Here is an 11,212-nt window from a genome sequence, read left to right as displayed (position 1 = left end):
GCGTTTCCGCATCAGCGACGTTTATTAATTTACCATATACAAACTATTAACGTCAACACTTTTTAATAAAAAGTTCTTTTTCTTACATAACGAATACATTCCTCTGCGTTAGCAACTCTCCGAAATAAACAAAAAATGATTTTATATCTTTCTTCCATCGCCTTTTTTACAACTTCATGAATACGCTCATCTTCAAAATCAAATAAAAGTTCCTCTAACTCTCTCTTTAATATGTATTCCATCTCTTTTCTCTCTTCTTTTGTCAACATCAGCCCAAGCAAATGATCACCTCAATAATTCCTTACGTAACAATAAACGTTTCGCTCATTTTCACTTATTACAATCCTATCATTCATTATATCCACTACTTACGATATTAATCCTTTGTTCTCTTTTTTATATTTACAGCATATATGTAACTGAAAAGGATTGGACAAAGGGGCGTAATATTATGTTTTTCTTTTTTATTACGAGTAAGAGAACTTTTAAACACATTAGCTTAATAGTGATACTTTCCTTATTTACAGCATGGCTACTCTTTTTAAAAACATATTCACATGAATCTGCTTTTTCAACTGCTACAGGTCCTAAAGTAATTTACAAAGGAGATACCGCTAAAAAGCAAGTTGCATTTACGTTTGATATTAGTTGGGGAGACAAAAAAGCAATTCCAATCCTTGATACTCTTAAAGAAAGACACATTAAGAATGCAACCTTCTTCCTTTCTGCTGCATGGGCCGAAAGACACCCCGATATTGTAGAGCGCATCATGAAAGATGGACACGAAATTGGTAGTATGGGTTACAATTACACATCCTATACTTCTCTAGAGACGAATGAAATAAGACGAGATCTTTTACGAGCACAAGATGTTTTTACAAAACTTGGGGTAAAACAAGTCAAGCTGTTACGTCCACCTAGTGGCGAATTTAACAAGGCAACCCTTAAAATTGCAGAATCACTTGGATACACCGTCGTGCATTGGAGTAACAATTCCAACGATTGGAAAAACCCAGGTGTAAATCACATCGTTTCCACCGTCTCTAATAATTTGAAAGGTGGAGATATTGTCTTATTACACGCATCCGATTCTGCCCTTCAAACAAATAGAGCTTTACCGCTGCTCCTGCAAAAATTAAAAAGTGATGGATATGAGCAAATATCCGTATCACAACTTATTTCCAACACAAGTACGAAAAGTGAAGATGTGAAATAGCTTCGTCCCTACTACTCTTCACGTATAAAAAGCTCTACTACCTTTCAAAAAGGTGGTAGAGCTTTTTTAATCACACCATTTCCAGTAATATAACTGCTGATATATAAAACCTCTCTCTATTAAGCAGATTTACTCGTTTTTCCGATTAAACGATGTAATACAAGTAATTGATATGCATTACATAACAATAGCGGTATAACCATTAAATATAACCAATCTGTATCATTAATCCGAAGCGCCGGTACCCATTCAAGAATCGTTACAACAACCATAAAGAACAGAGCTGGCACAAATGCTTTTTTATTTGTTTCTTTACTTTTTACATAAGCAACAATTGCTCCAAACACAAATAAAATTCCAGCAACAAGTATGTTATTCCCCAATGAGATTTCCCCATTTGCAATAAGTACAGATCTTAAATACACAAAATCAAATAATACGAATGCAATAAAAAAGAGCTGGACTGCATTCCATAAAGACGATGAGCGAAACATCCCTAGTCCAAAACGATGGATTGTTAAATATGCAAAGAATCCCATTTGACTTATAACGCTAAAAATAAATCCTACACCCATCAACCAGAAAGATACCGCTAAAATCTCCTTAACGTCGAAATTTTGAAAAAATTCATTGTACCTGTCCCACTCCAAAACAAAACCAATAATAACTGTGCTAATCCCACCAAGAAACAACGTCGTTAAAAATAGTCGTACCCACTTGCGGCTATTCACAACACATCCCCCATTATCCTTATATTTCTAATTAAATTGTATCAATGACAATTTCAAAAAGCTAGCCATGTTCATGTATAAATTCCTTAAAGATATTTATATTAAAAAGAGAGAACTGTGCTGAAAGGAGTTCCAACTTATGAAACGGATACTATTCATTTTCGTTTCTTCTTTTCTACTTATCGCACTTGTAGCATGCGCACAAGGAAAAGAAACGAAATCCGAACTAGATTACGATCAAACAAAGAAAATGATTGTTGATATTTTAAAAACAGATCAAGGTAAGAAAGCTATTCAAGATGTATTAACTGATGAAAAAATGAAACAAGCACTCATACTAGATGAAACAGTAGTAAAGAAAACGATTGAAGATGCCATGGTATCCGATAAAGGGCAACAATTCTGGGAAAAGCTCTTTAAAGATCCTGAGTTCTCATCAAAGTTTGCTAAAAGTATGGGGAAAGAACAAACCCAATTAATGAAAACCTTATTAAAAGACCCTGAATACCAAGCAGGCGTTATAGAAATTATGAAAAATCCTGAAGTAGAAAAAATGATGTTACAAACAATGAAGAGTAAAGAATACCGTCAATATCTACAACAAGTACTAACAGAAACTGCTGAAAGTCCACTCTTCCAAGCCAAGATGATTGATATCATTAGTAAAGGTGTACAAAAGGCTGAAAAAGGTGGATCTGATAAGAAAGAAGCAGGCGGTGACGGCGGTTCTCAAGGCGAGAAGAAGGAAGAACAGTGAAAATAATAACTATAATAACGAGTGGACAATGTATAAATTGTCCACTCGTTATTACTTTATCTTGCTATTAACAGACAAAATGGCCCTCTAGTTAAGCGAAAGGTTTACTAGTTGTTGCCAGTAACAGATGAACCCCACTGATTAAAGTTTCGCTTTATTTTTGTGTAACAGCTGTTTTATCAATTACTGTTTCAGCTATTTTACTATAAATAATGCCGGTTGTATGTGTATCCTCATATACTGAAGGAGCAAAGTCTTCTTTATTCCAATCGGGTTGTTGCAGCGGAATACGCCCAAGAACATTCGTTTGTAGTTCGGTAGCTAACTTATCTCCCCCGCCTCTTCCAAATACATATTCTTTCTCACCAGTTACCTTACTTTCAAAATATGCCATGTTCTCAACAACACCGAGAATACTATGTTCAGTGCGTAATGCCATCGCTCCAGCACGCGCTGCTACAAACGCAGCTGTTGGATGCGGCGTCGTTACAATAATCTCTTTGCAAGATGGCAACATTGAGTGCACATCTAACGCAATATCACCTGTGCCTGGTGGCAAATCTAATACTAAATAATCTAAATCGCCCCATTCTACTTCTGTGAAGAAGTGGTTTAACATTTTCCCAAGCATAGGTCCTCTCCAAATAACTGGTGCATTATCCTCTACAAAGAAGCCCATTGAGATTACCTTTACACCTAAACGTTCCACCGGAATTATCTTATCACCTCTTACGATGGGACGTTTTTCTATCCCCATCATGTCTGGCACACTAAAACCGTAAATGTCCGCATCAATAATACCAACTTTTTTTCCTAAACGAGCTAAAGCAACTGCAAGGTTAACGGAAACGGTTGATTTTCCCACGCCACCTTTTCCACTCGCTACTGCTAAGAATGTCGTTTTTGAATTTGGTGACAATAAAGATTCACTTTGCTCTGCTTCTTGTTCTGGTGCAAACTGAGCTAATTCCTCTTCTGTAAATTCTGCAAAACGAAGTCCAACTGTTGCTGCTCCAAGCTCTTTTAATAACTTTACAATTCCAGACTGCAACTGCATTTGTTCCGCTGTACCAGTTTTTACGATTGCAATTTTGACACTCACATGTTCCTTCTCAGGCTTGACTGTTACCTCTTTAATTGCACTTGTTTCTTTTAATGTTTTATGTAAAAACGGATCTACAATCCCTTCTAACGCTTCAACCACTTGTTCTTTCGTTACCATAATTAGCCCAGCCCCCTGTATGAAAAATAACGTAATGTTAATTGAATTTATCTCTGCTTATTCTTGAAATAAATGCGTTTACATTTCCAGTATAACATATTTTCCGAAAACTTCGTTAACGAGAGAAACTCAAAAAAATCCTCCTTATTCTGGAGGATTTCCTTTTTCCGTGAAATAGCGTAATATACCTCGGTATATTGCAGCTGCTACCTTTTGCTGGTATTTCTCCGAATTTAACATATACCTTTCGTTCACATTCGATAAAAAGCCGGCTTCAATTAAAGCACCTGGTGTTTTAGAATACTTTAATAAATACACATGCGAAATTGTCTTAGCAGAACGATTCGTGTTCTCTAAACTTGTTCTCAATTCAGCCTGTATAAATTTTGCAGCACGTTCATTTTCAATTGAAGAGCGGTAATAGAACGTTTGTGCGCCCTTCGATCCACTACTAGTTAAAGCATTTAAATGAATACTTGCAAAAAAGTCTACATCAGGTTTATTGATGATTTCTACACGTTTTTTTAAATCCTCTGCTTTACGTCTACTATATGACTTTGTATCTTTGTTAGCTAAATCATAATCTCCCTCACGCGTTAAAATAACTAGTGCACCTTGTTCTTGTAAATAGTCTTGTACCTTTTTTGTAATTTCAAGCGTAATATCCTTTTCTATAATATCCTTTCCTCCAACAGCCCCTCCATCTGGTCCACCATGCCCAGCATCTAATACAATTACTTTCCCTGATAAGGGTAAATTCCAAGCTCGCCACGATTTTGTAATTTGAAATTCTTGTTTGACTAAAAAAAACAATACAACCGCAGCGAGTGCAAAAGAGATAATTCGAATTCTCTTCATACCTTTCCTCCTCCAGCTAGTCCCTCTAATTACTTATATGGGACAAGAGGAAAGTTTATGCTTGTCTTAATGAAGCTTTAATCGATATCTTCTTTCACCTTTTTCATACCCTTCTTGCCACCACAATCCTATAAACTGCTGACAAGATTCAAAAAGTAATTCCTCATCTTTCAACTTTATTTCTCGCATAGTCATACTCGTTAAAAATTGAAATAGCGTTTCAGTTAATTGTTGTTCTTCTTCTAAAGCTCTATATTTCACATCAAAAAACGATTCACCATAATAACCAAATTTACTATATCTCGCTCCTAATAAATAAGATTCTATCCCTAATTCAATACAGTAATCTTCATACTGACGATGAAGCTCTTGCATTTGAAAGGCATCACGAATATTTGAACGTAATGTTTTTAATGATAATTCCCGCAACATCTTCCGCTCGTATTTTAACTGCTTTTCTTTTTGTTTTTCTTGTAAGCTGACAATGACATTCATAGTACTTATAAACCTCCCTAATACGTATTAGTCTAAACTTCTAAAGAAGAAGCATACGCGCGGTGGTAGCACTAAAATATTCCAAGCTATAAAAATTACAAAAGAGGAATGAAACATAAAAAAACCCCAACCAAAATGGTTGGGGTTTGTAGTTCGCAAAAATTAACGTTTTGAGAACTGAGGTGCACGACGTGCGCCTTTAAGACCGTATTTTTTACGCTCTTTCATACGTGCGTCACGAGTTAATAGACCTGCACGTTTTAGTGTTAGACGGTATTCTGGATCAGCTTTTAATAAAGCGCGAGAAATACCGTGACGAATAGCACCAGCTTGACCAGTGTATCCACCACCATTTACGTTTACAAGTACATCGTAGTTACCTAAAGTTTCTGTTGCAACTAGAGGTTGTTTCACTACTTCACGTAATGCAGCAAATGGGATATAGTTTTCAAAATCACGACCGTTAATGATAACGCGTCCTTCGCCTGGAACTAGGCGTACGCGCGCTACTGAACTCTTACGACGTCCAGTGCCATAGTATTGAACCTGTGCCAAAGTAAGCCCTCCTTTAATTAATTATCCGCGAAGTTCGTAAACTTCTGGTTTTTGTGCTTGGTGTGGATGCTCTGCTCCAGCATACACGTTAAGTTTCTTAGAAACTTGACGGCCTAAGCGTCCTTTTGGAAGCATGCCTTTAATTGCAAGCTCTAACATTTGTACAGGGTAGTTTGTACGCATTTCAAGAGCTGTTCTTTGCTTAAGTCCACCTGGGTGGTTAGTGTGACGGTAGTAAATTTTATCGTTTAATTTATTACCTGTTAAATGAATTTTCTCAGCGTTAATAATAATTACATGATCACCCGTGTCAACGTGTGGTGTAAATGTAGGTTTGTTTTTACCACGTAAAATGGATGCTACTTCAGTAGATAGGCGACCTAAAGTTTGACCTTCAGCATCAACCACATACCATTTACGCTCAACTTCGTTAGCTTTTGCCATAAAAGTCGTACGCATGTGTTTCCCTCCTCGTTATCTTTTCCATAGAAAAAATCTATTGTTTATCTTAAACACGATTTCCTTCCGGGGCTAATCGTGGTTTTAGAAACAATACCATATGTTATGATATACTTTTGAGTTTCTAATGTCAAGCAAATGTTACACCAGGATTAGTTGTTATAGTTTACCTCCCATAGGTAAAGCCCATGACCTGGAGCCATCTTTCCAGCAAACTGACGATTTTGTTTCGCTAAAATCTCTGGAATGCTATCAGGATCAAGCTTTCCTTGCCCTACGTTAAGTAACGTACCAACAATAATTCTGACCATATTATATAAAAATCCATTACCTACAAAACGAAAAATTAATTCATCGTCTTGCTCAATTAACTCGATTTCATAAATTGTTCGCACTTTATCTTTTTTGTCAGTTTTTGCCGAACAAAAAGAAGTGAAATCATGCGTTCCAATAAAATACGGAATTGCTTTTCTTATTTTTTTGATTTCGAGCGGATATGGATATTGATATACGTAATTTCTACGGAATACATCCGCAGTCTTTGATAATAATACACGATAACGATATTCTTTTTTCTCAACACCGTAACGTGCATGAAATTCTTCTGTTTTTTTCTCTACTTGCCTAATAACAATATCATCTGGCAACATTGTATTTAAAGCGTTACTCCATTGCCACTCTTCAAGAGACAAAGGAGTATCAAAGTGTATGACTTGTCCTTTTGCATGAACCGTAGAATCTGTTCTACCAGATGCCTGAACACGAACAAGTTCTCCCTTATGCAATTTCTGTAATGCTTTTTCTATCTCCTGTTGAACAGTACGATGCTTCGGCTGAATTTGATAACCACAAAAATGCATGCCATCATATGCAACCGTACATTTTATTCTATCCATTTCTCTATTCTCCATTACGATCGCACCCATGCCAAAATACAAGCTAAACAAAATAAGCTTACAATCGTTACTGTATCGCTTGTTTTCCAGCGTAGTTGCCTAAATTTAGTACGTCCTTCACCACTTTGATATCCACGAGCTTCCATCGCAATAGCTAAGTCCTCTGCACGCTTAAAAGCACTGATAAACAGAGGAACAAGCAGTGAGATAATAGCTTTCATTCTATCTTTTATCGGTCCCCCAGCGAAATCAATACCACGTGATGCTTGTGCTTTCATTATTTTACTCGTTTCATCCATTAATGTCGGAATAAAACGAAGAGAAATTGACATCATTAATGCGATTTCATGAACAGGAACCTTTATACGCTTCAACGGCTTTAATAACGTCTCCAAACCATCTGTAATTTCAATAGGTGTCGTCGTTAACGTTAATAATGTCGTCATTAAAATAATAACGAAGAATCGTACAGAAATGTATATCCCTTGCTCTAATCCTTTTTCATGTATCGAAAACCAACCAAGCTGGAGTAGTACATCCCCCTCTTTATTTGTAAAAATATGCAGGAAAAATGTAAAAAGAAAAATCCATAAAATTGGTTTTAAGCCCGAAAGTACATAACGAATCGGCACTTTTGCAAAAAATAAAGCAATGAGTGCATATAAAAATAAAAATCCATATGAAATCGCATTATTTGCTAAGAAAACAACAAATACATATAAAAAGACAATCAGCAGCTTCGTACGTGGATCAAGTTGATGAATAAGTGAATTCCCTGGGATATATCTCCCAATAATCAACTGCTGCATGATTCATGACCACCTTTTCGTAACACCTGCACAACTTCATGAGTAAGATCCTCTAAAGATAAGGTAGCCTTTGGAATTGAAATACCAAACTTCTCTTCAATTGCACGTTTATACTTTAATGACATAGGAAGATCCACACCAATTTTCTCTAGTTCATCAGCATGTGAAAATACTTCCTCTGCACTTCCTTGCAAAAAGACCGTTCCTTTATGCATAACTACAATCTGCTCCGCATACTGAGCGGCATCCTCCATATTATGCGTTACAAGGATAACTGTAAGCCCCTTCTCCTTATGCAACTTATAAAACATCTGCATAAGTTCGTTCTGCCCTTTTGGATCTAGACCTGCTGTAGGTTCATCTAATACAAGCACTTCAGGTTCCATCGCCAATACACCCGCTATCGCAACACGCCTCATTTGCCCGCCACTTAACTCAAACGGTGAACGTGTTAACAGTTCTGGCTCTAACCCTACAAGTTCAATTGCCTCTCTTGCCTTTTGCTTCGCTTCTTCTACAGATACCCCAAAATTAGTAGGGCCGAAACAAATATCTTTCTCCACAGTCTCTTCAAACAACTGATGTTCTGGGAATTGAAAGACAACCCCTACTTTTTTACGTAGTGGCTTTAGCTTTTTTTCTTTCTTTCCTGCCGAAATCAAATGTTCACCAATTTGAACTGTACCATTTGTCGGCTGCAATAAACCATTTAAATGTTGAATCATCGTCGACTTACCTGAACCAGTATGACCGATAATGGCATAATAGCCCCCACTTGGAAACGACACGTCTACATCATAAAGTGCGCGTCTTTCAAATGGAGTTTTATATTGATAACGATGTTCTACTTTTTGGAATGTAATCTCCAAAGTTCGTTCACCAAGCTTTCCATTGTAAGATGCGTATTTTGCAAAAGAATTTCATTTCTTTTTAATAATTCTGCTATTTTCACCGAAAACGGTACATCTAAGCCAATTTCTTGGAGCATATGAGAGGATTTGAAAATTTTTTCTGGAGTCCCTTCCTCTAATATTTCTCCCTTATTTAAAATAATGACACGATCTGACTGTGCCGCTTCTTCTAAATCGTGTGTAATTGATAGCACAGTAATACCTTTTTGATTAACAAGTTGTCTAACCGTTTCTACTACTTCACGTCTTCCTTGAGGATCTAACATTGACGTTGCTTCATCTAATATTAAAATAGATGGCTGAAGTGCTAAAACGCCTGCTATTGCCACTCGCTGCTTTTGCCCACCAGATAAGGAATGAGGCTCATCATTAAGAAAATCTTCCATACGGACAAGTCGTAAGGCCTGTTCTAATCTTTCAATCATTTGTTCTCTGGGCATTCCGATATTCTCTAAGCCAAATACAACATCATCTTGCACTGTTGTTCCAACAAATTGATTATCTGGATTTTGAAATACCATTCCAATTTGTTTTCGAACATCCCATACCGTTTCCTCTGATAAAACCATTGAATCATTTACTGTAATAGTCCCTGCTTCCGGCAAAAACAAACCATTCAATAATTTTGCAAGTGTAGACTTTCCTGAACCGTTTTGTCCAATAATAGATACCCATTCTCCCTCATATAAGGAAAATGAAACATCTTTTAATGCATACGTGGCTGCCCCAGGATATTGAAATGATATATTTCCTATCCGAAGTTTCTCTTTTTTCAATAGAAGGCACCCTTTCCTTCGCCAAGCTCGCCTATTTTTATATTTAAAAAAAAGGGCCATGACCAGTTTCTTGAAAAGAACTGTCCTGCCCTTTTAATTATCATTATACTAACTCGATAATTACCATTGGTGCTGCGTCTCCGCGACGTGGACCAATTTTTGCAATACGAGTGTATCCGCCTTGGCGCTCAGCATAGCGTGGAGCTACATCAGCGAATAATTTTTGAAGTGCATCTTGACCAGTCTCAGCGTTAGCTACTTCATTGCGAATGAAAGCTGCTGCTTGACGACGAGCATGAAGATCTCCGCGTTTACCTAAAGTGATCATTTTTTCCACTACAGAACGAAGTTCTTTTGCACGAGTTTCTGTCGTTTGGATGCGCTCGTTGATAATTAAATCAGTAGCTAAGTCACGTAACATAGCTTTACGTTGCGCACTTGTACGGCCTAATTTTCTGTATGCCATTCGTAGTTCCCTCCTTTGTTCATGGGTTTAAATCCTCAGTCGTCTTTACGTAAACCTAAACCTAATTCCTCAAGTTTATGTTTAACTTCTTCTAAGGATTTACGTCCTAAGTTACGAACTTTCATCATATCTTCTTCTGTTTTGTTCGCAAGCTCTTGTACAGTATTAATTCCTGCACGTTTTAGGCAATTATAAGAACGAACAGAAAGGTCTAGTTCTTCGATAGTCATCTCAAGAACTTTCTCTTTTTGATCTTCTTCCTTCTCGACCATAATCTCAGCATTTTGTGCTTCATCAGTTAAACCAACAAAGATATTTAAATGCTCAGTTAAGATTTTGGCACCTAAAGAGATAGCTTCTTTTGGCCCGATGCTTCCATCCGTCCATACATCAAGCGTAAGCTTATCATAATTAGCCACTTGTCCGACACGTGTCTTTTCCACTTGGTAAGTCACACGTGATACTGGAGTATAAATAGAATCAATAGGAATTACTCCTATTGGTTGATCTTCGCTTTTATTTGCATCAGCTGGCGTATACCCACGGCCACGCTTTGCAGTTAAACGCACGCGGAAATGCGCATCTTTTGCTAACGTTGCAATGTGTAAATCTGGATTTAAGATTTCTACATCACTATCGTGAGTAATATCAGCAGCTGTGACAATACCTTCGCCCTGCACATCAATTTCCAACGTCTTCTCTTCTTCAGAGTAGATTTTAAGAGCTAACTTTTTCAAGTTTAAGATGATCGTCGTAACGTCTTCTACTACGCCCTCAACTGTTGAAAATTCATGTAATACGCCATCGATTTGGATAGCAGTAACAGCGGCACCAGGGAGTGAGGATAAAAGAATACGACGTAAGGAGTTACCCAAAGTAGTACCATATCCACGCTCAAGCGGTTCAATTACGAATTTACCATATTTAGCATCTTCGTTAAGTTCAACCGTTTCGATTTTCGGCTTTTCGATTTCAATCATTAACTAAACCCTCCTTCAAAACGTCGAAACCCCGGTTAAACAAAGGTATAACCCCTGTCTAACCGAAAGTCCCCCTTAGGC

15 protein-coding genes are annotated in these 11,212 nt (G+C 37.2%); 2 read left to right on the top strand and 13 right to left on the bottom strand.

Annotated elements, in window-relative coordinates:
- Positions 1–62: 62 nt before the first annotated feature.
- On the bottom strand, positions 63–281 hold the full coding sequence (locus tag DN400_RS27350) for a hypothetical protein (RefSeq protein ID WP_000901145.1): 219 nt from the start codon (positions 279–281) through the stop codon (positions 63–65).
- A 170-nt stretch (positions 282–451) separates the two neighbouring features.
- Between DN400_RS27350 and pdaB the strand changes: the two genes are divergently transcribed.
- Positions 452–1,216: a polysaccharide deacetylase family sporulation protein PdaB gene (gene pdaB / locus DN400_RS27345; protein ID WP_097997722.1), complete on the top strand. Its 765-nt coding sequence runs from the start codon at positions 452–454 to the stop codon at positions 1,214–1,216.
- A gap of 119 nt (positions 1,217–1,335) precedes the next feature.
- Here pdaB and kbaA read toward each other — a convergent pair whose 3' ends face one another.
- Positions 1,336–1,947, bottom strand: a complete 612-nt coding sequence (gene kbaA / locus DN400_RS27340; protein ID WP_001088531.1) for a KinB signaling pathway activation protein KbaA — start codon at positions 1,945–1,947, stop codon at positions 1,336–1,338.
- Positions 1,948–2,086: 139 nt separating this feature from the next.
- Here kbaA and gerD point away from each other — a divergent pair, with 139 nt between their 5' ends.
- Positions 2,087–2,704, top strand: a complete 618-nt coding sequence (gene gerD / locus DN400_RS27335; protein WP_050842394.1) for a spore germination lipoprotein GerD — start codon at positions 2,087–2,089, stop codon at positions 2,702–2,704.
- Between the two features lie 154 nt (positions 2,705–2,858).
- On the opposite strand, the gene DN400_RS27330 is transcribed toward gerD, so the two are convergent.
- The 11 genes from DN400_RS27330 to DN400_RS27280 all read right to left on the bottom strand — a co-directional run bounded on the left by DN400_RS27330 (position 2,859) and on the right by DN400_RS27280 (position 11,131).
- Complete coding sequence (locus tag DN400_RS27330) at positions 2,859–3,926, bottom strand: Mrp/NBP35 family ATP-binding protein (RefSeq protein ID WP_000256623.1); 1,068 nt, start codon at positions 3,924–3,926, stop codon at positions 2,859–2,861.
- A gap of 144 nt (positions 3,927–4,070) precedes the next feature.
- Positions 4,071–4,784: an N-acetylmuramoyl-L-alanine amidase CwlD gene (cwlD, locus tag DN400_RS27325; RefSeq protein WP_000822439.1), complete on the bottom strand. Its 714-nt coding sequence runs from the start codon at positions 4,782–4,784 to the stop codon at positions 4,071–4,073.
- 66 nt (positions 4,785–4,850) lie between these two features.
- Positions 4,851–5,279 (bottom strand): DUF2521 family protein, encoded by a 429-nt coding sequence (locus DN400_RS27320; protein ID WP_001101005.1) that lies wholly within the window; start codon positions 5,277–5,279, stop codon positions 4,851–4,853.
- Between the two features lie 162 nt (positions 5,280–5,441).
- Positions 5,442–5,834 carry a 30S ribosomal protein S9 gene (gene rpsI / locus DN400_RS27315; protein ID WP_000079986.1) on the bottom strand — a complete coding sequence of 131 codons (393 nt, stop codon included), beginning with the start codon at positions 5,832–5,834 and terminating at the stop codon, positions 5,442–5,444.
- Positions 5,835–5,855: 21 nt separating this feature from the next.
- Positions 5,856–6,293 (bottom strand): 50S ribosomal protein L13, encoded by a 438-nt coding sequence (rplM, locus tag DN400_RS27310; protein ID WP_001260795.1) that lies wholly within the window; start codon positions 6,291–6,293, stop codon positions 5,856–5,858.
- 152 nt (positions 6,294–6,445) lie between these two features.
- Complete coding sequence (gene truA, locus DN400_RS27305; protein WP_002094238.1) at positions 6,446–7,189, bottom strand: tRNA pseudouridine(38-40) synthase TruA; 744 nt, start codon at positions 7,187–7,189, stop codon at positions 6,446–6,448.
- 14 nt (positions 7,190–7,203) lie between these two features.
- Positions 7,204–7,998 carry an energy-coupling factor transporter transmembrane component T family protein gene (locus DN400_RS27300; RefSeq protein ID WP_001186530.1) on the bottom strand — a complete coding sequence of 265 codons (795 nt, stop codon included), beginning with the start codon at positions 7,996–7,998 and terminating at the stop codon, positions 7,204–7,206.
- Positions 7,986–8,867 carry an energy-coupling factor ABC transporter ATP-binding protein gene (locus DN400_RS27295; RefSeq protein ID WP_000406539.1) on the bottom strand — a complete coding sequence of 294 codons (882 nt, stop codon included), beginning with the start codon at positions 8,865–8,867 and terminating at the stop codon, positions 7,986–7,988. Before DN400_RS27295 ends, DN400_RS27300 begins: the two co-directional genes overlap by 13 nt.
- Positions 8,843–9,685, bottom strand: a complete 843-nt coding sequence (locus DN400_RS27290; RefSeq protein ID WP_000711763.1) for an energy-coupling factor ABC transporter ATP-binding protein — start codon at positions 9,683–9,685, stop codon at positions 8,843–8,845. The genes DN400_RS27295 and DN400_RS27290 overlap by 25 nt, the downstream gene beginning before the upstream one ends.
- 103 nt (positions 9,686–9,788) lie before the next feature.
- Positions 9,789–10,151, bottom strand: coding sequence for a 50S ribosomal protein L17 (gene rplQ / locus DN400_RS27285; protein ID WP_000331490.1), 363 nt, complete (start codon positions 10,149–10,151; stop codon positions 9,789–9,791).
- A 35-nt stretch (positions 10,152–10,186) separates the two neighbouring features.
- Complete coding sequence (locus DN400_RS27280) at positions 10,187–11,131, bottom strand: DNA-directed RNA polymerase subunit alpha (RefSeq protein WP_000569643.1); 945 nt, start codon at positions 11,129–11,131, stop codon at positions 10,187–10,189.
- Positions 11,132–11,212 lie beyond the last annotated feature (81 nt).

It is taken from the genome of Bacillus sp. AR8-1, from assembly GCF_008042345.1.
GTDB classification, from domain to species: domain Bacteria; phylum Bacillota; class Bacilli; order Bacillales; family Bacillaceae_G; genus Bacillus_A; species Bacillus_A cereus.
The sequence above is the reverse complement of the archived record's forward strand: the minus strand, read 5'-3'. Positions and strand labels throughout refer to the sequence as shown.

What these genes read in the sequence shown, in the direction of transcription:
- pdaB (WP_097997722.1), top strand. Translation starts at nt 452, where the DNA reads ATGTTTTTCTTTTTTATTACGAGTAAGAGAACTTTTAAACACATTAGC.
- gerD (WP_050842394.1), top strand. Translation starts at nt 2,087, where the DNA reads ATGAAACGGATACTATTCATTTTCGTTTCTTCTTTTCTACTTATCGCA.
- DN400_RS27330 (WP_000256623.1), bottom strand. Translation starts at nt 3,926, where the DNA reads ATGGTAACGAAAGAACAAGTGGTTGAAGCGTTAGAAGGGATTGTAGAT.
- cwlD (WP_000822439.1), bottom strand. Translation starts at nt 4,784, where the DNA reads ATGAAGAGAATTCGAATTATCTCTTTTGCACTCGCTGCGGTTGTATTG.
- DN400_RS27320 (WP_001101005.1), bottom strand. Translation starts at nt 5,279, where the DNA reads ATGAATGTCATTGTCAGCTTACAAGAAAAACAAAAAGAAAAGCAGTTA.
- rplM (WP_001260795.1), bottom strand. Translation starts at nt 6,293, where the DNA reads ATGCGTACGACTTTTATGGCAAAAGCTAACGAAGTTGAGCGTAAATGG.
- truA (WP_002094238.1), bottom strand. Translation starts at nt 7,189, where the DNA reads ATGGATAGAATAAAATGTACGGTTGCATATGATGGCATGCATTTTTGT.
- DN400_RS27300 (WP_001186530.1), bottom strand. Translation starts at nt 7,998, where the DNA reads ATGCAGCAGTTGATTATTGGGAGATATATCCCAGGGAATTCACTTATT.
- rplQ (WP_000331490.1), bottom strand. Translation starts at nt 10,151, where the DNA reads ATGGCATACAGAAAATTAGGCCGTACAAGTGCGCAACGTAAAGCTATG.
- DN400_RS27280 (WP_000569643.1), bottom strand. Translation starts at nt 11,131, where the DNA reads ATGATTGAAATCGAAAAGCCGAAAATCGAAACGGTTGAACTTAACGAA.